Raw genomic sequence first — 21,366 nt, 5'->3', positions numbered from 1 at the left:
AGCCTGAGACGATGCTTCTCATCGTGATCGTGACGATCCTCCTGGCGTTGCTGTTCGCGTTCTCGAGCTCCATCAAACTGCTCGGGGCGAGACAATCACTGGAGATTCGTGACCACCTGGGCGTCTCGCCGGTGTTGTGGCGCGTCATCGGAGCGCTCGAACTGGCCGGAGTCGTTGGCGTACTGGCTGGTTTGGTCTGGCGACCGATCGGCATCGCCGCGGCCATTGGTCTCGCTCTGCTGTCGGTTGGAGCCATCGCGTTCCACGTCCGGGCCTCCGACGGGTTCGTCAAGACCGCGCCCGCCGTCGTCGGCCTTCTGCTGGCTGTCGCGACAGCGATCGTGCAAGTCCCCGGAGTCACCTAGTCGGGTCGCTGCATCGCCGATCGCGCGGTGAGGACATCTCCCGTCAGGCACCCCGGGTTGAGGTAGACCGACACGAACACCCGCCGGGTGAATTTCCACTCGCCGTCGAGGCGCGCGACGTCGTCGTAGTAAATCCCCCATTGCTCAAAGTTGATTTCTGCACCGGCGCCGCCAAGCGCGGAGTCGGCGGACCCAACTCCGCGGGACATTTCGTGGATCGTCGTCGTCGCGGTCGCGCGATCGCCGTCGAGCATGACCACCGAGGAATGTGGTGTCTGGATCAGCACGTCGGTTGTTGAAGCCCTGACCATGTCGAGAAAGGACGCCACATCGTCGTAGCGCAGGCCCAGATTCGGACTTTCCCAGACCGCATCGGGAGCGAACACCGCTTCGCACTGGTGCCAGTCCGCGCGTGTCACCGCGTCGGAATACCGCGCGATCAGGTCCTGGATCGCGAGCCGATCGAGCCAGTCGCGTACCTCGAGTTCCGTCGCCACAGCCAGAGCTTAGGCCGACATGGCAGGCTCTGACTGTGGAAATGCCTGTGTTGGATTCCGAGATGCCGTATCTGGCCGACGTGACGCCGTCGGTGCTCGCCGCCATGGGCATTTCAGGCTTCGACAACCGAATCCCTCTGCCGGGCAATGCCTCTGGTGCCTGCGTGTTGCTGATCGACGGTCTGGGCGCCGAGCTGCTGGACACCTTCAGCGCCGACGCGCCCGTGCTTGCAGGGCTGCACCGCCAGACACTGCAGGTGGGATTCCCCTCGACGACGGTCGCTGGGCTCGCCGCGATCGGGACAGGCTGCCGATCCGGGCAGCACGGCATGGTCGGCATGACGTTCCGGCTGCCTGGCGCCGGCGTCGTCAATGCACTGCGGTGGCGACCGCACCCGTGGGGCGAGGACTTGCGCGACGAGGTCTTGCCTGAGCGTGTTCAACCCACGCCGACGACGTTCGAACGCGCCGCGTCGGCCGGTGTGGCGGTGAGCGTGATATCCGGCGCGGAGTTCACCGGCTCCGGGCTGACCCGTGCGGTGCTGCGCGGTGGTCGCTATGTCGGCGTGTACGGGCTCGGCGACCTTGCCGCACGGGTACGAGAAGCCGTTGCGGCCGGCGGATTCTGCTACGGCTACCACGCCGATCTGGACCTGCTCGGTCATCTCTACGGTCCGGGGTCGACGGCGTGGCGGATGCAGCTACGACAGGTCGATCGGCTGGTGGAGTCCGTAGTCGAAGGCTTGCCGCCGGGCGCCCTCCTCGCTGTGGTGGCCGACCACGGCATGGTCACAGTCGTCGACACCGTGGACGTCGACGAGTGCGAGCCGCTGCTGGACGGCGTGTCTGCCATCGGTGGGGAGGCGCGGGCCCGTCATGTGTACGCGGCCGAGGGCGCGGCCGACGCGGTTCTCGCGGCCTGGCGGGAGACCCTTGGTGGACACGCGTGGGTGGTATCCCGCGACGAGGCGATCGAAGCAGGCTGGTTCGGCGAACGGGTCGACGACAAGGTGCGGCCGCGAATCGGGGACGTGGTCGCGGCGGCGCGCGGGTCGGCGGCCATGGTGCGTCGCACGGTCGAGCCCATCGAGTCGTCGCTCATCGGCCAGCACGGCTCACTGACGACCGCCGAGCAGCTGATTCCGCTGCTGATCGCGCACGGCTGAGGGCCGAGTACCCTGCTTGTGTGGGGTTGAAGGCAATGGCGGTCGTCGTCGCGGCGCTTGGTGTGGCGTTGACGGGCGGTGTCGCGAGTGCCGATCCCGCGGCTCCCGCGCCCCCTGCGCCGAAGACGACGATCGACCATGACGGCACATTCGCCGTGGGCGTCGACGTCGCGCCGGGGAATTACAAGTCACCGGGACCCGCCGAAGGCACGACCTGCTACTGGAAGCGGACCGGCAGCGACGATGCAACCGTCGACAACGCGCTGACTAAAAAGCCGCAGCTCATAACCATCGATGCCACGGACAAGTCGTTCAAGACCAACGGCTGCCAGACGTGGCAGCTGACCGATGAGGCACCACCGGCGCCCGTTCCTCCGGCGATCGCGGCGATTCAGCTTCCCGGCCTGTTGGCGCCCATCCCTAAGCCCGGCGGCTAACGGTTCGCGAATCTGAATCCTGTGCGAACGCCGTCGGCGTGTCGTCGCAAAAGCTTCAGATTCGCGGGCCGGGAATTTCAGTAGAGCGGCGACCAGGCGGTCGTGCGCAGCAGCCGGCTCTCCCAATGGTCGCGGTACTTCAGGGCGTCGAACATGTACGTCCCCGGTCCGCGGTGTTCCGGTGGGATGTCGCTCGTCAGCAGGCGGACGAGCACACCGTAGTCGTCCGCCGAGGAGATCTTCTGCCACAGCATCGCTTCTCGCCTCCTCGAGCTGCCGTGCGCCACTTGGAAACACGCCTGAATGTCGAGCAGCTGCGACGTCTTCGACATCGGCCGGTAGTAGATCTCGTCCCACATCCGGATGTAGTCGTCCAGCGGTGCGTACGGCCAACCGGTGTCCTCCATGAACAGGCTCGAGGCGTGCGTCGCACCATCGGTCGGCACAGTCGTGAGGTCGACGGCCTGAAGCGGTGACCAGTCCACGGGCAGCAGGATCTTGCCTGTGACGTCATGGCGCAGGTTGTCGAGTTCGGCCATCCACGGCTTGAGGTCGCCGGACTGGGTGCGGTGGACAAGGCGCTCCCACGCCGCCCCGTCGGTGACGCCGGTGATGGTGACGACGTTGTACGCCAGCCCGGAGCCGTGAGCGTGGTTGGCGTACCAGAGAAGTCGGGCGTCGGCACCCTCGGCGAGCGTCGGCATCCACCCCTCACGGTAGGCCGCCTCGAAGTCGTCCTCGCGCGTCCCGACGACCCGGTGGGTCTCGTGGAGGAACAACATCGCGGCTCCCTTCGCCGTTTAGGACTCGCCTGTGATCAGTGCCCCGAGCGTGCGTCGATTGACCTTGCCGGTGGCGCTGTACGGAATGTCGTCAACGATCAGGAGTCGCTCGGGCAGCTTGAAATACGCGATCTGCTCTCGGCAGTGGGCTCGCAGTTCGTCGAGGCTCACCGGTTCGCTGGCCACCACGGCCGCGCCCACGCGCTGGCCCATCTCATTGTCGGAGACTCCGGCCACCGCCACATCCTTGATGGCCGGATGTGTTCGCAGAGCTTCCTCGACCTCGACGGGCCCGAACTTTTCGCCTCCGCGGTTGATGGTGTCCTTGAGCCTGCCACTCGGGTAGAGGTATCCGTCGCCATCCTGGCGGCCGAGATCGCCTGTCTGCAGCCATCCTTCGCCCACGTGCAGGCTTGTGTTGACCCAGAGCTCGCCCACCTCGCCCGGCTCGACGTCGGTGCCCGACTCTGGGTCGACCACCCGGACCTCCACTCCTGGCAACGGGCGGCCGACGGATCCCACGCGGCGCGGATCGTGGTGATCCTCCGGCAGCAACGTGGTGTAGGCGCCGAGAGTCTCGGTCTGCCCGAACACGTTCGTGAACGCGACATCTGGCATCGCCGCCATCGCTCTGCGTACCAACTCCAGGGGCGCGGTGGCAGCGCCGTATGCGATCGCGACCATCGAGCTCATGTCCGTGCGAGCGAAGTCGGGATGGTCGAGGATACGTTGCAACATCGTCGGCACCATGAAGGTCAATGTCGGCCGGTGCTTCTCCACCAGACTCAACCACTCGCCGGCATCGAACTTCGGCAGCACGACATAGGTGTTGCCCGCGTACAGATTGGCGAGAAGTCCGACGACCCCGCCGACGTGGAAGTAGGGCACGCTCATCATCGTCACGACGGGCGCTGCGTCGGTTTGGAACGGGATAGCGACACCCGCTGTTCGCGCGATCAGCTGACCGTTGGTGATGCTGATTGCCTTCGGCAACCCGGTTGTGCCGCTGGTGAACAGGACGAGACCCTCGCGGTAGCCGGCGTCGCCGGTTGGACTCGATGGTGAAAAGGGGTGCTCGCGCAGCAGTTCAGCCTCTGAAAGAACTTGCGCAACACCGGCTTCCCTCAACCGGTCGGCATACGTCTCCCCCGCGACTGCCACGTCCGCGCACCCGGACGTAGTAATGAGCTCTCTCAGCTCGGGCGCCGTCAAGGCGGGGTTCATCAGCGCCGCCGCCCCGCCGATCCGCGCGGCGGCCAGGATCGTCGCGAGAGACACCAGGCTTCCGCTGTCGACGACGGCCACGCGTCGCCCTGCGGCGCCACTGGCGTAAAGGCCCGCGGCGCACTGGTCCACGGCCGCAGCCAACTCACCGTAGGTGACCGTTCGTCCGCCGACGATCAGTGCTGCGCGGCCCGGGTCGCCCGCCGCCACAGCGTCGATGATCGTTCCGATGTTCATGGGGTTCATCAATACAGGGGCGACCATGACGACGTCCGAAACAGCCGGCTGGACCACTCGTCGCGCAGGCCAAGCGCGTCGTGCATCCATGTCCCGGGACTGCGGAGCTCGGGTGGTATCTCGGTCGCAAACAGCTTGAGCAGCGCCTGCGGATCGTGGACGCGCTGCATCAGGCTCACCTCCCGGCGAAGGTGGCTGCCCAGCGCCGGCTGGAAGGCGGCCTCGATGGTGAGAAGCGGATTGGGGCGGCTCAGGCTCTTGGAGTACACGTCGCCGCAGCGGTCGATGTAATCGAGGAGTTTGCCCTCGAAGGGCCACATGGTGTCTTCCATGTACAGCGTCAAGCCGTGCTCTCGCCCGTCGGCCGGCACTTCAGCAAAATCGATGTTCTGCAGCGGCGACCACGCAAGCGGCACAAGCAGTTTCGCGTCGACGTCGTGGCGGAGCTCGTCGAGGTTGCGCATCCACTCCTGGAGATCGCCCTTTTGGATCCGCCGCGCCAGCCGCTCCCACGCCGTTCCGTCGCGCACCGCGGTCAGCGTGACGACCGTGTAGGCGGGACCACTGCCATGTGCCTGGTTGGCGTACCACAGCAGCCGGGCGTCGTCGCCGCCCGCGAGTGTGCGCATCCATTGATCTCGGAAAGCGGTCTCGAACGCATCCTCGGCGCGCCCGCGCACCTTGTGCACCTCGTGCATGAACAGCACGCCGCGACCCTAATCCCGACGCCTCGACCTGTCCACGATTTACATGGAGACCGGCTGTGGAACGAGGACCAGTCGCCAGCCGTCCGGGTCCTCAAAGGTCAGTGCACCCGCGTCGGACCAGTAAGGGTTCTCGGCCTGTACCGGCAGGTGGCCGGCGGCGGCCAGCCGATCTGCGGCCTCGCTCATCGCGGCGTCGCCGCGGAAGTACAACACGAGCAGGTTGTCTCGCGTCGGCGCGGGGCACGGGCTGCCGTCGACATGCGATGTGAACTCGAGGTGATAGTCATTGCCGGGCAGGCCGATCATCACGCCGTCGTAGCCCGCGTGACGTTGGAAGCGGTAAATTACTGGCAGGCCAAGGTGTTTCGCATAGAACCGCTCGATTTCTGCGAGCCTGTCGGTCGGCCGTGCGATACGCACCTGCACCACGCCCAGTCCGTCGGGCCAGCCATCGGTAGACACGCACCGGAGCCTAGAAGCACAACACGGATTGAGGTCAATCCTGTGAGGTTCGTACCTTTACAGCGATGCCGAGAATCTGGTTACCTCCAAGGGTAACGATCGCCCGCGTGAAGGGTCGATGAGCCGCTTGCGCGAAGAGCAAATGGTCATGAGCCGCTTGCGCGAAGAGCAACGAGAGGGGTCGCGCATGGCTCGAGTGGATGTGCCGGACGGTCCCGGCGGTGAGGCGGCGATGATCTGGACGCTGCGCCCCGAGCTGGGCGGCATGGTGGAGCGGATGATCCGCGGTGCCTACCAGCAGAGCATCCTTCCTGCCGAGGAGCGGGAGCTGGCCCGAATGCGCATTGCGCAGATCAACGACTGCGTCGCGTGCTCGGATTTCCGCGCGCCGTCGGTACTCGACGCCGGCATCGCCCCAGAGCTGTACGACAACGTCGCCGCGTACGCCACGTACCCGGCGTACACGCCGCGCCAACGCCTTGCGATCGAATTCGCCGACCGGTTCGCAACCGATCACGAATCCATCGACGACGCATTCTTCGCGCGCCTGCGCTCGGAGTTCAGCGACGAGGAGGTCCTCGACCTGACTCTGTGCGTGGCCGTATTCCTCGGCCTGGGGCGGTCATTGACCGTGCTCGGCGTCGACCAGTCATGCGCGATCGACGTCTGAGCGCCGGGTGGACCTCTCCTCAGTCGACGAACTGCTCACCACCACGCGGGCAGTACGCAAACGCCTCGACCTGACGCGGCCGGTCGAACGCGAGGTGATCCTCGAGTGCATACGGCTTGCGATGCAGGCGCCGACGGCGAGCAATGCGCAGGACTGGCGCTGGCTGGTGGTTACCGACGCCGACAAGCGGGCCGCGATCGCCGAGATCTACGGAAGTATCGGTGCCGAGTACCTCGCCCAGGCGGCGACGAGCACCCCCGATCCGCAGACCAGACGGGTGTATCAGAGCGCGTTCGGCCTTACCGAAACCCTGGCCAACGTCCCGGTTCACGTAATCCCTTGTCTGGAGGGGCGTATCGACGGAAGCAACCATCTGGCGGCGGCGTCGGCGTGGGCGTCGATCATTCCGGCCGGCTGGAGTTTCCTGCTCGCACTACGGTCGCGCGGACTGGGATCGGTGTGGACGACGATGCATCTGGCCAGGGAGCGCGACGTCGCGGAGCTGCTGGAGATTCCCAGCGCGGTCACGCAGGCCGCGCTGTTCCCGGTCGCGTACACGATTGGCACCGACTTCCGTCCGGCGGCCCGCCCGCCCGCGGAGACCATCACCTTCTGGAACACCTGGGGAGCGGGTCGATGAGCGTTCGCGCGAAGAGGAGAGGGTTCTGATGCAGTCCTTCACCGTGCGGTTTCACGTCGACGCGCCGCCGCGAAGGGTGTGGCGGGTTCTCCACCCGCCGGTGCCGCCGAACGCACCTAAACCACGGGTGCTCAAGTGGCCCACGGGAAGCATGGAAATCCTCAACGAGGGAGACGAAGCCGGCGAGGGCCTGGTGCGCACCTGCATCTTCGAGGTGCCCAAGTATCTGCTGTCAGGCGGCAAGGGCCGGTCCTGGGAGACGGTGACGGAGGCCAAGCTGAACAAGCTGTCGCGATACGTGGCGGTGGGCAAGCCCCTCTGGTCGCGCGCCGAGGGCTACCACGAGCTCGAGGAACAGCCGGACGGCACAACGATTCTCACGTTTCACGAGACCTATCTCGCGTACAACCCGGTCCTGCGTTTCCTGCTCGAGCGTCCCGTGCACGCCAAGATCTCCCGCGACAACATCGAGACGTACGAGAAAGCCCTCGGCTACGTCGGAAACGTAACGCGGTTGGATTAACGAGTGCAGGACTTCGCACAACGCACCGTCGAGCTGGCCCGGCAGAATGTGGCCGAAGGTGGCCGGCCGTTCGCGACCGTCATCGTCAAGGACGGTCGGATCCTCCCGATGCGGTACGAGCCGAGAGACGACGCCGTCGAGGTCTATCGGTTCTGGCAGGAGAACAACGGCTGTGATCGACGGGTGTCGGGGGCTCTGCAGTCAGAATGACTGCCGGAAGGCGCGGTTCAGTCGATGTTTGAACGCCTTGTCGAAACGCCGGTAGCGCTCGCGCAACGCCTGCCCAGGCCACCGGTCGGGAGTGAGTGCGGCCGGCAGCAGCGGGTCGAGCTGAAGGTGGCGTACGACCGCGATGGACAGAGCAAATTGGCGGGTGAAATCCGCAGTGCTGCTGGCGCTCTCGAGTTCATTTTCCATCGCGTCGATCAGGCCTAGCGCATGGTCGGCCCACGTGTCGAGGTCGAACAACGATCGGATCACGTCGGGGGCGATGTCGGTGGCAGCGTTATGGAAGTGGGTGCACTGCTGATCCAGGACCTGCCGCGAGGGCGGAAGTCGTTGCGGATCAAGGTTGTCCGGCCGTATCCACACCCCCTCGCGAAGCTCCGCGAGGTGCAGCGCGGTGGCCGCTTTGCGGAGCTCCGTTCGGTCGGCGGCCGGCCGACGGTCCACGGAGACGATCGCCAATTCCCACGTTCCATCCCAGCGCCGCGTCGCGGAGTCGTCCGGCCGCGCGGCGTCGTCGACACGCTGCCGTCGCTCCAACAGGTGCCCGGCGAGCGCGTACCTTCCGTCGTCGCTGGTGAGTTCGCCCGTGCTGACCATTCGCCACAGGCACGTCCGGGTTGCCCCGGCGCTGATGCCGAACAGCGACGCCACGGCAACGAGCTGGCCGGCCGTCAGCCAGGGATGGCTGGCGCCCAGCAGAGCCGTGGCCAGGACAGACCTCGCGCTGAGCGGACGGCTTTCGATCAGGCCACTATCACGGTTTCGTTGACGCGTGACGCTCATAGTGTGATACTGACACACATGAGCTCGCCCACAAAGTCCGTGGTCGCCGACGATGTGGAGATCGCCCGCCGCATCCTTGCTCACATCGACGCCGAGACGACGGACGAGGGCGAGTCGTGGCGCGAGCCCGTCGAGAACTACGTGAATCCCGGCCGATTCGCCGACGAACTCGCGCTGCTGCGGTCGATGCCCAGCGTGTTCGTTCCTTCGGCGGCGATCCCGAACCCGGGCGACCACGTCGAACGTGTCGCGTTCGGCGTTCCCCTCTTCGCTGTGCGCGACCGCGATCAGCGGGCACGCGTATTTCGCAATGCCTGCCGGCATCGCGGTATGGCCCTGATCGAGGGAGCTGGTTGCGCCCGCACGCTGGTGTGCCGGTATCACGGCTGGACGTACCGCCTCGACGGTTCGCTGTCGCATGTGCCGCACATGGAGGCGTTCCCCGATCTGGACATGTCGGGCCGCGGGCTTGTTGAGGTCGCGAGCCGCGAGGCCGACGGGCTCATCGTGATCGACCCGCTGGATTCCACCGATTCGGCTTCGCTGGGAACACGCGCACAAGAACAGTCGGTGACGCTCGCGAACGGCAGCCCGTGGGGCGAGAAGCTACTGCCCGCAGAGCGGCTCGTGTTCGTCGAATCCACGGCGCGTGCCATGAACTGGAAGATTCTGGTTGAGCAGTTCCTGGAGGGCTACCACATCCGCTCCACGCACCAGAACACCTTCTATCCCCTGCAATACGACGACCTCAACGTCGTCGAGACTTTTGGAATCAACAGCCGAATCACGTTTCCCTACCGCAACATTGAGCGGTTGCGTGACCGCCCGGAGAGCATGTGGAACGTCGGGGCGCGGGTGACCTACGTGTACCACCTGTTCCCCAACGTGATGTTCGTGACCTTCCCTGATGTCGTGCTGGTGGTGACGATCGACCCGGTCGACGTCGAGCACACGACGGTCACCCTGTACTTCATGGCCACGAGCCAGACCGCGCGCGAGCTGTCAAAGGCGCGTGAATCCAGTGGATCGGCGGGCAATCGCAGCCTCCTGTCGCGCGGCGGCGAGGAGGACAACGAGATGTCCGAGGGCGTACAGCGGGGCTTGCGTGCCGGCGCCAACGCCTACCTGGAATTCGGCAAGCACGAAAGCGCGATCGGCCACTTCCACGCCGCTCTCGACGAGCACCTGGCTCTGCTGCATTCGCGCTGAACCATTTTCCCGCGGTTGCCGTTGTGCAGGGTGCCGACGGAGAGTCGGGCCGACGCACCGGTGTTAACGGGTCGTTTGCCCACTCGACCCAGGCAAATTGCGCGTTCTGCAGCAAATGACCGACGCGCGGGCGACGATGGTCACCGCGTCGATTTGCACGAAAGCAAGGAGACAGGAATGAAGGCCAAGGGGCCAATGATTACCCTGGGCGCGGTCGCGGCTCTCGGGATCGTATTGCTTGCCGTGAATATGTCCAACGAGTCGTCGCCGTCAAACAAGCCGTATGCCTCCGCGTCGCCGGCACCCGCACCGCCGGGCACGCAGTCACCGACCGCCCCGGCCCCGCCGCCCGCAGAGCAGTTTCCGGCCAAGGCCGACTACGTGGGCAAGATCCAGGCCAACGGTGGCGTCATGACCGTCGAGATCACCGTCGAGGGCCAAAACGCGATCGCGTATGCGTGCGACGGCAAGTCAGTCGAGTCCTGGCTGCGCGGCAGCGCCACCAACGGCGCTGTGTCTCTTGACAACAAAGAAAAAACCAGTCATCTCAGCGGACAGCTCACAGGCGGCAATGTCGACGGCTCCCTGGCGATCGGTAATGACCAGTGGAATTTCACCGCCACTCCTGCGCAGCCTCCCGCCGGGTTGTACATGTACCTGGAAAACGGAACGCGAAACAGCTGGATCATCGACCAGAACAACGGTGTCACCGGCGTGCAGCGCCAAGCCGACGGATCGAGGTCGCCAGCCCCGAGCCTTTCCCCAGATGGAACCGCCGTCATCAACGGCCAAAAAGTCACCGCCACTCGGGTAGAAGGAAACAGCAATGTCATTTGATCCGACTGCTCGGGCGCCACAGCCCGGGCGTCGCCCGCTACCACCGAGGCAGCAACCCCAACCGGCCGAGCCTGCGTGGGTGCCACCTGGACGGGCACCGGCGGCGCCCGAGCGCGGCAGTGCGGGCGCTGCGGCAGTGTTGATCGCCGTCGTCATCGGCGCCCTGGTCGCCGTCGGATTGGGCGTGTACGCCAACGTGCACAAGCCGACGGGCTACGCGTTCAACATCGCCGGCTTCTCCAGTGCCCCTTCGGTGAAATCATGGTTGGCGACAGTCGCGATCATCCTGGCGGTCTGCCAGCTGATCTCGGCGTTTGCGATGTACGGCTTGCTTCCGGGTATCAAGGCGCCCCCATGGATCGGCAAAGCACACGTGTGGACGGGTCGGCTCGCTGTTCTGGTGACGGTGCCCGTGGCGGTACATTGTCTGTATGCGCTGGGTTTCAAAACGTACGACACCCGGGTTCTCGCGCACTCGCTCCTGGGCTGTTTCTTCTACGGAGCGTTCGTGACGAAGATGCTCCTACTTACCCGCAAAGGCCTTCCCGGATGGATGATTCCGGTAGTTGGAGGACTCGTCTTCTTCGGCCTCGTCTTCGTCTGGCTGACGTCGGCGCTGTGGTTCTTCCAGACCCAAGGGGTGAAGCTATGACGCGCGTCGAGCTGGTGCGGGTCCCCCGCAAGACATTCCTCGTCGCCGGTGTGGCTATGTGCGCCGCGGCGCTTGCGGCATGCACGACCTACGGGAAGAAGCCGGCCGCACCGGCTCAGAGCCCCTCGGGCGGGGCGCCCGCACCCGGCGCGCCTGCGAACGCGGTCGCCAAGACTTCCGAGGTGCCGCTGGGTTCGGGCGTGATCGTCGGCGACGTTGTGATCACCCAACCGTCCGGCGGACAGTTCCGCGGATTCTCCACGACCTGTACGCATGCGGGCTGCGCTGTCAGTGAAGTGCAGGGCGGCAAGATCAGCTGCCCGTGTCATGGCAGCCAGTTCAATCTTGACGGTTCGGTGGCCCAGGGCCCGGCATCTCGGCCGCTGGAGGCGAAAACGGTGACAGTACAGGGCGATTCGATCGTCCTGGGCTGACTTACTGCGGCTGATCGTCGAGCCACGCCGAGATAGCGGCGACCGCGTCGCCGAAGAAGATTCGGTACGGAGTGTCGGCGACGTATCCGATGTGCGGCGTGGCGAGCACGTTGTCGAGTGTCCGGAACGGATGCTCGGCCGGCAGCGGCTCGACGTCGAACACATCGAGCGCCGCTCCCCCGATCGCGTAGCTCCTCAGCGCGTCGACCAGAGCTGACTCGTCGACGATCGGCCCGCGAGACGTGTTGACCAGCAACGCTGTTGGTTTCATCAAGGCCAATTCTGCGGCGGCGACCAAGTGTCGTGACCGCTCGCTGAGCCTGAGGTGGAGGGTCACGACGTCGGATGTGCTGAACAATTCATCCTTGGTCACGTAGCGCGCCCCAGCCGAAACCGCGGCGACCTCGGTGAGATTTTCACTCCAGGCGACGACGTCCATGCCGAGCGCCGTTCCGACCGGGGCGACACGTTTGCCGATGCGGCCGAGTCCCAGAATCCCGAGCACCTTCCCGGAGAGCTCGCGGCCAACGTTGGTCTGCCACTGCCCGTTTCGCACCGCTTCGCTCTCGGCGACCAAGCTGCGGGACGCAGCGAGGATCAGCGCCCATGTCAGTTCGACCGTCGACGCGATCGTGCCACTGGTCGTGCCGACGTGGATGCCGTGGTCGGCCACGGCTGTCATGTCGATGGACGCGTTGAACGGCCCCGTCGAGGCAATCATCTTCAGCTGGGGCAGTCTCTCAATGATCGAGCGGGTCAACGGTGTTCGCTCCCGCATCACGAATACGACGTCGAACCCGCGAAGGCGGTCGAAGAGGCGATCCGGGTCGGCAACGTGGTCGTTGAAGACCGTGATGTCGGCGCGGTCGGAGACGGGCGTCCAGTCTGCCATCGCGAGCGCGACGTTCTGGTAGTCGTCCAGAATCGCGACCCTGGGCCGCGTGGTCATCGGCGCACCGCGGTGATCTCTTCAATCGCCCCGAGGGTGATCGGATCGACCATGCACGTGAAATGATTGCTGTGCGGCGTTTCCGTCACGCGCACAGCGGGATTCGTCACCAGCAGCGCGTCGACCGCGCTGTCTGGAACCACGAGTCCGCCGTTGAGCGGCTGCAGAGCGCGCACGAGCACCGTCGGCATGGTGAGCGCGTGCCAGTGATCGCTCCAGTCGCGGGGCCACTCCTGATAGAGGTCCTCCTCGGCGGCCGCGCGAGACGTCGTCGGGCTCCACGTGCCGTCAGCTCGTCGCTCGAGCTCATAGGTGTAATACGCGTCCCAGAACGGCGACCACGGGTCGACGACGCCCGCGGCGCGAACCGCGTCGACGTACTGCTCGGCGGTCGGCGCCACCGCATCCAGCCGCGCCAGCCCGGAGCGGATCGGCGCCAACGCGGCAGGGTCCGCAGGCCCGGCGTGATCGATCAACGTGACCGTGCGCAGCCGGGCCCCTTCCCGAAGCGCAACACGCATCGCGATGAGCGCGCCGAGCGACCACCCCGCGAGATCGAACTCTTCGACGCCCAGTGCGGCGGCGACGTCGAGCACGTCGCGCGCGTGGTTGTCGAGCCCGTAGGTGCCTGGCGGGGTGATCTCGCTGCGTCCGCGCCCTCGTAGGTCGATCGCGGCCACCTGGCGGTCCCGACTTGCGAGATGCTCGGCGAGGTAGGTGAACCCAGTGAGATTTGCGGACAGGCCGTGGACGCACAGCAGCAATGGCGCGTCACGCGGACCCCACAGGCGAGTACGGATTCGGCCGCCGGGGAGATCGAGGTCGATGTCCATCAGGCGGACTTTACGCGGGCCTCGGCGGCTGACTTTGGCGCCTATCGAAGGGCCCAGTGGTTGTGGCACAGTTGAGGCTGCGATGAGCACTGTGGACCACCCGCGACCCCCGATTCCGCCGTTCGACCTCGACTCTGCGGTGGCGAAAGTCCAAGCTGCAGAGGACGCCTGGAACACCCGGGACCCGTATCGCGTCAGCCTTGCCTACACCGCGGACTCAGTCTGGCGAAACCGCGATCTGTTCATCACGGGCCGAGACGAGATCGTCGCATTCCTGACCGATAAGTGGGAGCACGAACTCGACTACGTCTTGCGTAAGAGTCTGTGGGGCTTCCGGGAGAACCGTATTGCCGTGCGCTTCCAATACGAATGGCACGACGCGCCGGGCCGGTGGTTCCGCAGCTACGGAAACGAACTCTGGGAGTTCGATGACATCGGGTTGATGCGCCGCCGTGAGGCCAGCATCAACGACGTCCCCATCGATGCGTCAGATCGCCGGTACTTCGGTCCACGGCCACCCGAGGAGCGCGGTCACGGCCACGACATCCTGTTGCGCTGATCTGCGGCGAGCAGACCAGCTCCGATCGCCGCGACTGCGGCCGCGGTCGCAAGGCTGAACCAGCGGTTCGGTACCGCGACCTGACGCCATGAGCCCAGAGTCCCCAACACGTCGCCGCAATCAGCGAGCACACAAGCAACCAGCCAGCGTCGCACCTTCCGCCGAGCGCGGATCGTCCCGAGAAGTCCTGCACCCAAGCCAATTTCACGTGCACCCATACCGCGGACGAATCCCTGTGCGGAGGGTGTCGCGCCGTCGCTGCCCGTGAAAATCTGAGCTGTCGGACCCGGTGCGATCAGCGCGAGCAGCCCGAATGCGATCCGGCCGAGGGCATATGGAGTTAGGAGTCTCATCCAGGATCACCCGCAATCCACGCCCGAGCCTTATCGATCACCGCCGCCGGATTGAACTCAGGCTCGGCCCATCGAATAGAACGCGTCCGTCCGCGGTCGCTGTAGCGCGTCATGATTGCAACATGGTGAGGGAGGTTGACGAACCGATCGAGGTCGGCTTCATTGGTCCACACCGATATCGAACCGCTCCGGACCGTCGTGCCCGGCAATGTCCACAGCCACATGCCGACAGCGCCCGGCATTCCGTACCACCCCGCGCGCATCCGCAGCCCCTTCAGCATGATCCCGGGCAGGTCGAGACGACGGTCCGCGACGAACTCGGTGACGCTCAGAACGACTGACGCGGTGACGTTTTCGTGAGGGCCCGGCATCCACGGTGTCAACTGCGGAACCGACAATGTCGCGGCGGAATTCATCAGCGTCACGTCTCCACCATGGGCCTACAATTGGTCCATGTCACGGTCCAATTCGGTGAATTCTGAACAGACCAATTCGCCTGCAGGCTTTTCTTCGGATCTCCTTCTCGCGCTCGACCGCTCTGAGCGCAGCGATCCGCTCTCGCGGCAACTGCAGCGCCAGCTGCGACGGGCCATCCAGCAGGGGCGGATTGCGCCGTCAACTCTCCTGCCGCCGACGCGATTGCTCGCCCAGGATTTGGGCGTGGCTCGCAGCGTGGTCGTCGATGCTTACGCTCAGCTCACGGCGGACGGTTACCTTGACACTCGACAGGGGTCCGGCACGCGGGTCCGGGCTACTGCAATCACCGAGCCCACTCATCAGTCGAGAGCTGAAAGTCCGAGTCCCACAGTTCATTTGGCGGGCGGCCTTCCTGACGCGGCGCTGTTTCCCCGGACTGAATGGGTACGCGCCTACCGCAGGGCGATGGAAACGCTGCCCAAGGATCAACTGGGATACTCGGGCGCTCGCGGAGTGCTTCACCTGCGCGAGGTGCTCTCCGACTACCTCGGACGGGTGCGCGGAGTGAGCTCTGACCCCGATCGGCTGGTGATCACCTCGGGACTGACCCAGGCGCTGGTTCTGTTGTGCCGGGCATTGCGAGCTCATGGTGTGACGGAAATCGCCGTTGAAGACCCGTGTTTCGGCTTCCATCGCGAAGCGATCGCCAAAGTCGGGCTGAGGCCCGTGCCGATCCCGATAGACGTCGACGGTCTCGATGTCTCCCAGCTCGCGCGACACGACGTTGGCGCGGTGCTCCTGTCCCCCGCCCACTCGTACCCGATGGGTTCGGTGCTCAGCGCATCTCGCCGTGTGGCGCTCATCGAGTGGGCGCGACGGCGCGACGGCCTGATCGTCGAGGACGATTACGACGCGGAGTTTCGCTATGACCGAGCGCCGATCGGTGCCCTGCAGGGCCTGGCCCCCGAACATGTCGCATACGCGGGATGTGCAAGCAAGACGCTCGCTCCTGCGTTGCGTCTGGGCTGGATTGCGTTGCCAGGCCGGCTCGTCGACGCCGTCGGCGACCAGAAGTTGTTCGACGATGTCGGCACCACATCCCTTGAACAGTCGGCCCTTGCGGAATTCATCGACACCGGCGGGTTCACCCGCCATCTTCGTCGAGTGCGGCCCATCTACCGGCGTCGCCGTGACGCGGCGCTGGAGTCATTGGCCGCCTGTCTCCCGGGCGCGGAACCGACAGGAGTTGCGGCCGGTCTGCACATGTATGTGCAATTGCCGCAAGGGTGCAACGAGGTGAAGTTGGCCGACGCCGCTCGCGAGCGCGGCATCCTCCTAGAGGGGGCGAAATGGCACTGGTCAGCCCCGGAGTTGGCGCCCCCAGCGCTCGTGCTCGGGTATGGCGCACTGCACGAGCGCGCGATGCGAAAGGCGTTGTCAGTCGTCGGATCGGTCTACCGCAGCCAGAGGTAGCTCACCGCTGTCCTACGCTCAGTGGTCCGCGGCGAAGCCCTTGACTGCGTCCGCGATCGGTGTGTCGCCCTGGATCAGTTCGAGGGTGAGCCCGATGGTGCCCGGCTCCATCAACAGGGCGACAAGAACGGCCGCGACATCGTCGCGTGTGACGTCGCCTCGGCCCGTCGACTCCCCGAGCCGTACATGTCCGGTACCGGGATCGTCGGTGAGATGGCCCGGCCGCAGGATCGTCCAATCCAAGCCTTCGCGCGAACGCACGTTGGCGTCCGCTGCGGCCTTTGCGCGCAGGTAGGCCGAAAAGACCGGGTCGGTGCCCTCAGGCGGGGTGCGGTCGGCGCCTATGGAGGAGATGACGAGAAAGCGACGCACGCCCGCCGCTTCGGCGGCGTCGGCGAAGAGGACCGCTGCGCCATGGTCCACGGTCTCCTTGCGCGCGGCGCCGCTGCCAGGACCCGCTCCTGCGGCGAAGACCGCCGCATCGGCCGACTCGAGTAGTCCGCGTACGTCCGGTATCTCCGCCGATTCCAGGTCGCACACCGCCGGCTCGGCACCGGCATCGACGAGGTCGTGCGCCTGCTCGGGCTTGCGGATGATCCCGACCGCGTGGTCGCCGCTGTCGGCGAGCAGCCGAGCCAGCCGTAATGCGATTTGACCGTGTCCTCCGGCGATGACGACGCGCATCACCCGACCCTACGCGGTCGAGTAGCGTAGGGCGCATGGCCGATTCACCCATCCAGGACATCCCGCTGAGCACGCTGGACGGCGCCCCAATGACGTTGTCGCAGTTCGGCGAACGGGCTCTGCTCGTCGTCAACGTCGCCTCCAAGTGTGGCCTCACACCGCAGTACGAGGGCCTCGAGAAGCTGGCCCGCGACTATGCCGACCGCGGCCTGACCGTGGTCGGCGTGCCGTGCAACCAGTTCATGGGCCAGGAGCCGGGTAGCGCCGAGGAGATCCAGACGTTCTGCTCGACGACCTACGGCGTGACGTTCCCGCTGCTCGAAAAGACGGAAGTCAATGGCGCGGGTCGGCATCCGCTCTACGAGGAGCTCACCAAGACCCCCGATCGCGACGGGTCGGCGGGAGATGTGCAGTGGAACTTCGAGAAGTTCCTGCTCGCTCCAGGAGGGCACGTGGTCAACCGGTTCCGGCCCCGCACCGAGCCAGACGACCCCGAGGTGATCGCCGCGATCGAGGCTGTCCTCCCGAATTAATCGCCGACTTCTGCGCCGGGGCTGCTGATCTTTTGAATCGACTGCCCTGATGCAGAATTCGTCGCGACGGTATCCGACTTGCGGCCTCGCCGCGCGGTCTTGATCACAAGCAGTGCAGCTCCCATCAGCACAACGGCGTATACCAGCAGGTAGAGATTTACCAGGACGTTCCAATCCACCCATTCCGGCGGAAACATGAAAAGCCCGATCCGCGGCACCTCGTCGATCGGAAACTGATACGGCCATGCCCCCAAAATCAGGATCAACGCGAGGGCGCAGAGCCACCACCAGCGGACCGTCAGCGCCCGATGCACCACCCAGACGATGAGCGGCACGAACCACACCCAGTGGTGCGCCCACGAGAATGGCGACACCGTGACGCCTGTCAGACCGGTGAGGGTGATCGAAAGCAACCGCTCGCCCTGCCGGTACAGCAGCACCGCGATCACCGACGAGACGGCCACCACCGCGACGGCGGCCAGCAGCCACAACCAGGTCGGTGGGGCCTCCCCCGGCATCGCATCAGTCACGATCCACGGCGGCCCGCCTGCGAGGCGACCGATAGCGCCGCGCAGCGACTGGTTGGCCGGATGCAGAAAATCGTTACCGATTCGCTGGGTGTCGAACAACATGCCCGCCCAGTACTGCCGTGAATCGCTGGGAAGAATCGCCCAGCCCAGCCCTACGCTCGCGAGGACGGTGCCGAGCGCCACCGCCGCCGCCCGCCACTGTCGCAGCGTCAGGAAATAGAAGATGAAATACCCGGGCGTCAGCTTGATGCCGGCCGCGATGCCAACACCGATCCCCCTCAGCCGGCTCTGCGTGGGGCGTCCGACGTCCCACAGCACCACCAGCAGCAACACCAGATTGATCTGTCCGTAGAACAGCGTGGTGCGCACCGGCTCGAGGAACGTACACGTCAGGGCGATCAACACCGACGCGGCGACAACGGTCCGGGTGACGCTGTACCCCAACATGCGCCAGCACTGCACCACAATCGCCACCAGCACAACGATATTGATGACCAGCCAGATGTTCACATCGACGAGACCGCCCGGCAGCAACAGAAACGGAAGGAATACCAGGGCAGAGAACGGCGTGTACGTGTACAGATGCTCGTGTATTAGCGGGGCGTTGTAGAGCGGCTGATGTTGGATGACGTGGCGCGCCGCCACCTTGTACGTCATGAAGTCATCGCCGCCGACGAGGATCCCCATCGTGATGAACGGGTCGACCGTCGTGAAAACCAGCACCAACGATGCGACCGCCGACACGAGCAACACCGCCAGAGTCCATCGACGGATCGGGACTGGGGCGGCTGTGTCGGCTCTAGTCATTGCAGGAAGAAGATAACCGCATGCGACACTTCGGTCATGGTTCTCGCGATCGCCCGCCCGAAGCTTGAAGGAAACATCGCGGTCGGCGAGGACCGACAGATCGGATTCGCCGAGTTCGGGGCCCCGCAGGGCCGTGCCATCTTCTGGCTGCACGGCACGCCGGGGGCGCGCAGGCAGATTCCGATCGAAGCCCGCACCTTCGCGCAGCAAGAAAACATCCGGCTCATCGGCATCGACCGGCCTGGTATCGGTTCGTCGACGGCACATCAGTACGAGAATGTCCTTGCCTTCGTTGAGGATCTGCGCACTGTCGCTGACACCCTGGGCATCGACAACATGGCAGTGGTCGGACTCTCCGGTGGCGGTCCGTACACGTTGGCCGCCGCTGCGGCGATGCCCGATCGTGTGGTGGTAGCCGGCGTCGTCGGAGGCGTCGCGCCGACGGTCGGGCCCGACCGGATCGGCGGTGGCCTGATGTCCCTGGGCAGCCGCGTCGCGCCGCTGCTCGAGGTCGCGGGATACCCGATCGGCATGGTGGCCAGCATGCTGATCAGGCTGATCCGTCCGGTGGCGGGTCCGGCGGCCGGCTTGTACGGGCTGGTCTCGCCTCCGGGAGACCGTCGCCTGATGGCGCGGCCGGAGATCAAGGCAATGTTTCTTGACGACTTGCTCAACGGCAGCCGCAAGCAGCTCCAGGCGCCGTTCCACGACATCGTCGTGTTCGCCCGCGACTGGGGTTTTCGCCTCGACGAGGTGAAGGTGCCTGTGCGCTGGTGGCACGGGGACGCCGACCACATCATTCCGTTCTCCCACGGCGAGTTCGTGGTCCGCAGGCTTCCCGACGCCGAGTTTTACCCGATGCCCGGCGAAAGCCACCTCGGCGGGCTGGGACGCCCAGAGGAGATCTTCCGCACGATCCTCAAGGTCTGGGACAACGAAGAAGGCTAGATCAACGCGCGCCGCAACAGGTGCATCGCGACGGTCGTGGACCTGTCACGGATGTCGAACCGGTTGCCGGGCAAGAGAAGTCGACGGGTATCGGTTCGCCCGTCGCTCAGCTTCACTGAGAAGCAAACGGTCCCGACCGGTTTGTCGGGCGTGCCGCCGCCGGGTCCGGCGATGCCCGTGATCGCGACCGCGGTGTCGGCGCTGAATCGGCGCAGCGCGCCGTCGGCCATCGCCTCCGCGACGGGTTCCGACACCGCGCCGTGCGTGGCGATCAGCTCCGGGTCGACGCCGAGCAGGTTTGCCTTCGCGTCGTTCGAGTACGCCACCACCCCGCCCGCCACATAGTCCGACGAGCCGGGCCGGTCTGTCAGGCGCGCGGCCACCAGACCAGCGGTGCAGGACTCGGCGGTGGCGATCTGGCGCCCGCTCAACAGTCGCGCCACCTGGTCGTCGACGGTTGACCCATCCTCGGAGAAGATCTCGTGGTCATGACGGTCGTGCAGCAGCCCGACCAGTTGCGTGTAGACCGCGGCGTCCTCGGGCTCGTATCGGGTGACCATCTCGATCTCTCCGCGCCGCAGGCAGGTCGTGATCTCCAGCTGTGCAAGGTCCGCGATGTCGTGCTCGGCGTCGCGCAGGGTCTCGGCCAGGCCCGACTCGGGCAGCCCGAACATCCGCACAGTGTCCTGCCGGTAGGTCGCGCGGTCCGCGATCGCCTCCTGGACGGCGTCGGTCTGCACAGCCGTCGGCCACATTGGCTGAAGCTCGCGCGGCGGGCCCGGCAACACGACGATCGCGGGCTTGCCGGGCACCACGACCCCGGGTGCGGTGCCCACCGGGTCAATCACGAACGCCCCGGCCGGAATCATCGCCTGTTTGCGGTTGGCCGCGCGTATGGCCTCGATATCCACGTTGTCGAAGCGCGCCATGAAGCGCTTGAGGATCTCGGTGATCTTGTCTTCCAGAACCGCGTCGAGCACCAGCTCGCGTCCGCAGAACCGCGCCACGGTCTCGACCGTCAGGTCGTCGGCCGTCGGTCCCAGCCCGCCGCTTGTGACGATCAGGTCGACGCGCTGGTCGGCGAGGAACCGCAGCTGCGCTTCCATATCGTCGGGGCGGTCGCCGCAAATCGTGATGTGCGCGAGCTCGACGCCGAGTTCGAGCAGCCGGTCAGCGATCCACGGGCCGTTGCGGTCCTGCACTCGTCCGGTTAGGACCTCGGTTCCCGTGACGACGATGCCCGCGCGTGCGCTCACCCGATCTCCCGTCGCCTCGCTCGCCTGGATGGCGACATTACCGTCGCCGGAACGCCGTCAGCCGTAGAGCTCTTCAAACTTCTCGATCGAACGCTCGATGTCACCCTTGACCGCGCGGGTGGCCACCATTCCGATCGGTCCGAATAAGGGCTTGCCGCCCAGATCGATTCG

Annotated in this window: 27 protein-coding genes and 2 pseudogenes; 15 read left to right on the top strand and 14 right to left on the bottom strand. The window is 65.7% G+C overall.

Annotated elements, in window-relative coordinates; genetic code table 11:
- The first annotated feature begins 11 nt into the window (after window positions 1–11).
- Window positions 12–365: a DoxX family protein gene (locus QOH60_RS08690; RefSeq protein WP_526419164.1), complete on the top strand. Its 354-nt coding sequence runs from the start codon at window positions 12–14 to the stop codon at window positions 363–365.
- On the opposite strand, the gene QOH60_RS08685 is transcribed toward QOH60_RS08690, so the two are convergent.
- Window positions 362–862, bottom strand: a complete 501-nt coding sequence (locus tag QOH60_RS08685; RefSeq protein WP_526419162.1) for a nuclear transport factor 2 family protein — start codon at window positions 860–862, stop codon at window positions 362–364. The two genes, QOH60_RS08690 and QOH60_RS08685, sit on opposite strands and share 4 nt — an antisense overlap.
- 41 nt (window positions 863–903) lie before the next feature.
- Between QOH60_RS08685 and QOH60_RS08680 the strand changes: the two genes are divergently transcribed.
- Complete coding sequence (locus QOH60_RS08680) at window positions 904–2,028, top strand: alkaline phosphatase family protein (RefSeq protein ID WP_526419183.1); 1,125 nt, start codon at window positions 904–906, stop codon at window positions 2,026–2,028.
- A gap of 35 nt (window positions 2,029–2,063) precedes the next feature.
- Entirely contained in the window at window positions 2,064–2,465 is a 402-nt protein-coding gene (locus QOH60_RS08675) for an Rv1352/Rv1906c domain-containing protein (protein WP_526419181.1), read from the top strand.
- 77 nt (window positions 2,466–2,542) lie between these two features.
- Here QOH60_RS08675 and QOH60_RS08670 read toward each other — a convergent pair whose 3' ends face one another.
- From QOH60_RS08670 to QOH60_RS08655, 4 genes are read right to left on the bottom strand one after another with little or no spacing between them, the layout of a single operon-like run.
- Window positions 2,543–3,247: a hypothetical protein gene (locus QOH60_RS08670; RefSeq protein WP_526419160.1), complete on the bottom strand. Its 705-nt coding sequence runs from the start codon at window positions 3,245–3,247 to the stop codon at window positions 2,543–2,545.
- Window positions 3,248–3,265: 18 nt separating this feature from the next.
- A complete protein-coding gene (locus QOH60_RS08665; protein WP_526419158.1) occupies window positions 3,266–4,708 on the bottom strand; it encodes a class I adenylate-forming enzyme family protein in 1,443 nt (480 codons plus the stop codon).
- An 8-nt stretch (window positions 4,709–4,716) separates the two neighbouring features.
- Entirely contained in the window at window positions 4,717–5,406 is a 690-nt protein-coding gene (locus tag QOH60_RS08660) for a hypothetical protein (RefSeq protein ID WP_526419179.1), read from the bottom strand.
- 48 nt (window positions 5,407–5,454) lie between these two features.
- The gene (locus tag QOH60_RS08655; RefSeq protein ID WP_526419156.1) at window positions 5,455–5,877 is read right to left on the bottom strand and encodes a VOC family protein; all 423 of its coding nucleotides are present in this window, start codon (window positions 5,875–5,877) and stop codon (window positions 5,455–5,457) included.
- Window positions 5,878–6,064: 187 nt separating this feature from the next.
- Here QOH60_RS08655 and QOH60_RS08650 point away from each other — a divergent pair, with 187 nt between their 5' ends.
- The 4 genes and pseudogenes from QOH60_RS08650 to QOH60_RS08635 all read left to right on the top strand — a co-directional run.
- The gene (locus QOH60_RS08650) at window positions 6,065–6,547 is read left to right on the top strand and encodes a carboxymuconolactone decarboxylase family protein (RefSeq protein ID WP_526419154.1); all 483 of its coding nucleotides are present in this window, start codon (window positions 6,065–6,067) and stop codon (window positions 6,545–6,547) included.
- A 7-nt stretch (window positions 6,548–6,554) separates the two neighbouring features.
- Window positions 6,555–7,187, top strand: coding sequence for a nitroreductase family protein (locus QOH60_RS08645; RefSeq protein ID WP_526419151.1), 633 nt, complete (start codon window positions 6,555–6,557; stop codon window positions 7,185–7,187).
- A 28-nt stretch (window positions 7,188–7,215) separates the two neighbouring features.
- Window positions 7,216–7,710 carry an SRPBCC family protein gene (locus tag QOH60_RS08640; RefSeq protein ID WP_526419149.1) on the top strand — a complete coding sequence of 165 codons (495 nt, stop codon included), beginning with the start codon at window positions 7,216–7,218 and terminating at the stop codon, window positions 7,708–7,710.
- 3 nt (window positions 7,711–7,713) lie between these two features.
- Window positions 7,714–7,842: pseudogene (locus QOH60_RS08635) on the top strand (nucleoside deaminase); the annotation flags it as partial.
- Window positions 7,843–7,911: 69 nt separating this feature from the next.
- Here QOH60_RS08635 and QOH60_RS08630 read toward each other — a convergent pair.
- Window positions 7,912–8,721: a PaaX family transcriptional regulator C-terminal domain-containing protein gene (locus QOH60_RS08630; protein ID WP_526419147.1), complete on the bottom strand. Its 810-nt coding sequence runs from the start codon at window positions 8,719–8,721 to the stop codon at window positions 7,912–7,914.
- Between the two features lie 18 nt (window positions 8,722–8,739).
- On the opposite strand from QOH60_RS08630, the gene QOH60_RS08625 reads away from it, so the two are divergent.
- From QOH60_RS08625 to QOH60_RS08610, 4 genes are all read left to right on the top strand, one after another.
- Window positions 8,740–9,930, top strand: coding sequence for an aromatic ring-hydroxylating oxygenase subunit alpha (locus QOH60_RS08625; RefSeq protein WP_526419145.1), 1,191 nt, complete (start codon window positions 8,740–8,742; stop codon window positions 9,928–9,930).
- Window positions 9,931–10,107: 177 nt separating this feature from the next.
- Complete coding sequence (locus QOH60_RS08620) at window positions 10,108–10,767, top strand: hypothetical protein (protein ID WP_526419143.1); 660 nt, start codon at window positions 10,108–10,110, stop codon at window positions 10,765–10,767.
- 79 nt (window positions 10,768–10,846) lie between these two features.
- Window positions 10,847–11,419 (top strand): DUF6529 family protein, encoded by a 573-nt coding sequence (locus QOH60_RS08615; RefSeq protein ID WP_526419141.1) that lies wholly within the window; start codon window positions 10,847–10,849, stop codon window positions 11,417–11,419.
- Window positions 11,416–11,853: a QcrA and Rieske domain-containing protein gene (locus QOH60_RS08610; RefSeq protein WP_526419139.1), complete on the top strand. Its 438-nt coding sequence runs from the start codon at window positions 11,416–11,418 to the stop codon at window positions 11,851–11,853. Before QOH60_RS08615 ends, QOH60_RS08610 begins: the two co-directional genes overlap by 4 nt.
- Before the next feature lies 1 nt (window position 11,854).
- On the opposite strand, the gene QOH60_RS08605 is transcribed toward QOH60_RS08610, so the two are convergent.
- Both QOH60_RS08605 and QOH60_RS08600 read right to left on the bottom strand, forming a co-directional pair.
- Complete coding sequence (locus tag QOH60_RS08605) at window positions 11,855–12,802, bottom strand: D-2-hydroxyacid dehydrogenase family protein (RefSeq protein ID WP_526419137.1); 948 nt, start codon at window positions 12,800–12,802, stop codon at window positions 11,855–11,857.
- On the bottom strand, window positions 12,799–13,635 hold the full coding sequence (locus QOH60_RS08600) for an alpha/beta hydrolase (protein ID WP_526419135.1): 837 nt from the start codon (window positions 13,633–13,635) through the stop codon (window positions 12,799–12,801). The genes QOH60_RS08605 and QOH60_RS08600 overlap by 4 nt, the downstream gene beginning before the upstream one ends.
- Before the next feature lie 82 nt (window positions 13,636–13,717).
- Between QOH60_RS08600 and QOH60_RS08595 the strand changes: the two genes are divergently transcribed.
- Entirely contained in the window at window positions 13,718–14,194 is a 477-nt protein-coding gene (locus tag QOH60_RS08595; RefSeq protein WP_526419133.1) for a DUF1348 family protein, read from the top strand.
- Here the strand turns inward: QOH60_RS08595 and QOH60_RS08590 are convergent.
- Both QOH60_RS08590 and QOH60_RS08585 read right to left on the bottom strand, forming a co-directional pair.
- Window positions 14,167–14,547, bottom strand: a complete 381-nt coding sequence (locus tag QOH60_RS08590; RefSeq protein WP_526419131.1) for a hypothetical protein — start codon at window positions 14,545–14,547, stop codon at window positions 14,167–14,169. The two genes, QOH60_RS08595 and QOH60_RS08590, sit on opposite strands and share 28 nt — an antisense overlap.
- Complete coding sequence (locus QOH60_RS08585) at window positions 14,544–14,972, bottom strand: hypothetical protein (RefSeq protein ID WP_526419129.1); 429 nt, start codon at window positions 14,970–14,972, stop codon at window positions 14,544–14,546. The genes QOH60_RS08590 and QOH60_RS08585 overlap by 4 nt, the downstream gene beginning before the upstream one ends.
- Window positions 14,973–15,000: 28 nt before the next feature.
- Between QOH60_RS08585 and pdxR the strand changes: the two genes are divergently transcribed.
- Entirely contained in the window at window positions 15,001–16,437 is a 1,437-nt protein-coding gene (gene pdxR, locus QOH60_RS08580; RefSeq protein WP_526419127.1) for a MocR-like pyridoxine biosynthesis transcription factor PdxR, read from the top strand.
- An 18-nt stretch (window positions 16,438–16,455) separates the two neighbouring features.
- On the opposite strand, the gene QOH60_RS08575 is transcribed toward pdxR, so the two are convergent.
- Complete coding sequence (locus QOH60_RS08575) at window positions 16,456–17,121, bottom strand: SDR family oxidoreductase (protein WP_526419125.1); 666 nt, start codon at window positions 17,119–17,121, stop codon at window positions 16,456–16,458.
- Window positions 17,122–17,156: 35 nt separating this feature from the next.
- Between QOH60_RS08575 and QOH60_RS08570 the strand changes: the two genes are divergently transcribed.
- Window positions 17,157–17,654, top strand: coding sequence for a glutathione peroxidase (locus QOH60_RS08570; protein ID WP_526419123.1), 498 nt, complete (start codon window positions 17,157–17,159; stop codon window positions 17,652–17,654).
- Here the strand turns inward: QOH60_RS08570 and QOH60_RS08565 are convergent.
- Complete coding sequence (locus tag QOH60_RS08565; RefSeq protein WP_526419121.1) at window positions 17,651–18,991, bottom strand: glycosyltransferase 87 family protein; 1,341 nt, start codon at window positions 18,989–18,991, stop codon at window positions 17,651–17,653. The genes QOH60_RS08570 and QOH60_RS08565 overlap by 4 nt on opposite strands.
- A 36-nt stretch (window positions 18,992–19,027) precedes the next feature.
- Here QOH60_RS08565 and QOH60_RS08560 point away from each other — a divergent pair, with 36 nt between their 5' ends.
- Window positions 19,028–19,939: an alpha/beta fold hydrolase gene (locus QOH60_RS08560; RefSeq protein ID WP_526419119.1), complete on the top strand. Its 912-nt coding sequence runs from the start codon at window positions 19,028–19,030 to the stop codon at window positions 19,937–19,939.
- On the opposite strand, the gene QOH60_RS08555 is transcribed toward QOH60_RS08560, so the two are convergent.
- Both QOH60_RS08555 and QOH60_RS08550 read right to left on the bottom strand, forming a co-directional pair.
- A complete protein-coding gene (locus QOH60_RS08555) occupies window positions 19,936–21,195 on the bottom strand; it encodes a competence/damage-inducible protein A (RefSeq protein WP_526419117.1) in 1,260 nt (419 codons plus the stop codon). The two genes, QOH60_RS08560 and QOH60_RS08555, sit on opposite strands and share 4 nt — an antisense overlap.
- A gap of 57 nt (window positions 21,196–21,252) precedes the next feature.
- Window positions 21,253–21,366: pseudogene (locus QOH60_RS08550) on the bottom strand (type II toxin-antitoxin system Rv0910 family toxin); the annotation flags it as partial.

The organism is Mycobacterium sp., from assembly GCF_032159765.1.
Lineage (GTDB): Bacteria > Actinomycetota > Actinomycetes > Mycobacteriales > Mycobacteriaceae > Mycobacterium.
This window is presented reverse-complemented; position numbering and strand designations above follow the sequence as displayed.

Bases quoted from the DNA above. Each gene is read 5' to 3' on its own strand.
- QOH60_RS08600 (WP_526419135.1), bottom strand. From the start codon at position 13,635: ATGGACATCGACCTCGATCTCCCCGGCGGCCGAATCCGTACTCGCCTG.
- QOH60_RS08565 (WP_526419121.1), bottom strand. From the start codon at position 18,991: ATGACTAGAGCCGACACAGCCGCCCCAGTCCCGATCCGTCGATGGACT.
- QOH60_RS08625 (WP_526419145.1), top strand. From the start codon at position 8,740: ATGAGCTCGCCCACAAAGTCCGTGGTCGCCGACGATGTGGAGATCGCC.
- QOH60_RS08575 (WP_526419125.1), bottom strand. From the start codon at position 17,121: ATGCGCGTCGTCATCGCCGGAGGACACGGTCAAATCGCATTACGGCTG.
- QOH60_RS08610 (WP_526419139.1), top strand. From the start codon at position 11,416: ATGACGCGCGTCGAGCTGGTGCGGGTCCCCCGCAAGACATTCCTCGTC.
- QOH60_RS08590 (WP_526419131.1), bottom strand. From the start codon at position 14,547: ATGAGACTCCTAACTCCATATGCCCTCGGCCGGATCGCATTCGGGCTG.
- QOH60_RS08680 (WP_526419183.1), top strand. From the start codon at position 904: ATGCCTGTGTTGGATTCCGAGATGCCGTATCTGGCCGACGTGACGCCG.
- QOH60_RS08605 (WP_526419137.1), bottom strand. From the start codon at position 12,802: ATGACCACGCGGCCCAGGGTCGCGATTCTGGACGACTACCAGAACGTC.
- QOH60_RS08620 (WP_526419143.1), top strand. From the start codon at position 10,108: ATGAAGGCCAAGGGGCCAATGATTACCCTGGGCGCGGTCGCGGCTCTC.
- QOH60_RS08595 (WP_526419133.1), top strand. From the start codon at position 13,718: ATGAGCACTGTGGACCACCCGCGACCCCCGATTCCGCCGTTCGACCTC.
- QOH60_RS08640 (WP_526419149.1), top strand. From the start codon at position 7,216: ATGCAGTCCTTCACCGTGCGGTTTCACGTCGACGCGCCGCCGCGAAGG.
- QOH60_RS08660 (WP_526419179.1), bottom strand. From the start codon at position 5,406: ATGCACGAGGTGCACAAGGTGCGCGGGCGCGCCGAGGATGCGTTCGAG.
- QOH60_RS08630 (WP_526419147.1), bottom strand. From the start codon at position 8,721: ATGAGCGTCACGCGTCAACGAAACCGTGATAGTGGCCTGATCGAAAGC.
- QOH60_RS08665 (WP_526419158.1), bottom strand. From the start codon at position 4,708: ATGAACATCGGAACGATCATCGACGCTGTGGCGGCGGGCGACCCGGGC.
- QOH60_RS08690 (WP_526419164.1), top strand. From the start codon at position 12: ATGCTTCTCATCGTGATCGTGACGATCCTCCTGGCGTTGCTGTTCGCG.
- pdxR (WP_526419127.1), top strand. From the start codon at position 15,001: ATGTCACGGTCCAATTCGGTGAATTCTGAACAGACCAATTCGCCTGCA.
- QOH60_RS08670 (WP_526419160.1), bottom strand. From the start codon at position 3,247: ATGTTGTTCCTCCACGAGACCCACCGGGTCGTCGGGACGCGCGAGGAC.
- QOH60_RS08560 (WP_526419119.1), top strand. From the start codon at position 19,028: ATGGTTCTCGCGATCGCCCGCCCGAAGCTTGAAGGAAACATCGCGGTC.
- QOH60_RS08650 (WP_526419154.1), top strand. From the start codon at position 6,065: ATGGCTCGAGTGGATGTGCCGGACGGTCCCGGCGGTGAGGCGGCGATG.
- QOH60_RS08675 (WP_526419181.1), top strand. From the start codon at position 2,064: ATGGCGGTCGTCGTCGCGGCGCTTGGTGTGGCGTTGACGGGCGGTGTC.
- QOH60_RS08570 (WP_526419123.1), top strand. From the start codon at position 17,157: ATGGCCGATTCACCCATCCAGGACATCCCGCTGAGCACGCTGGACGGC.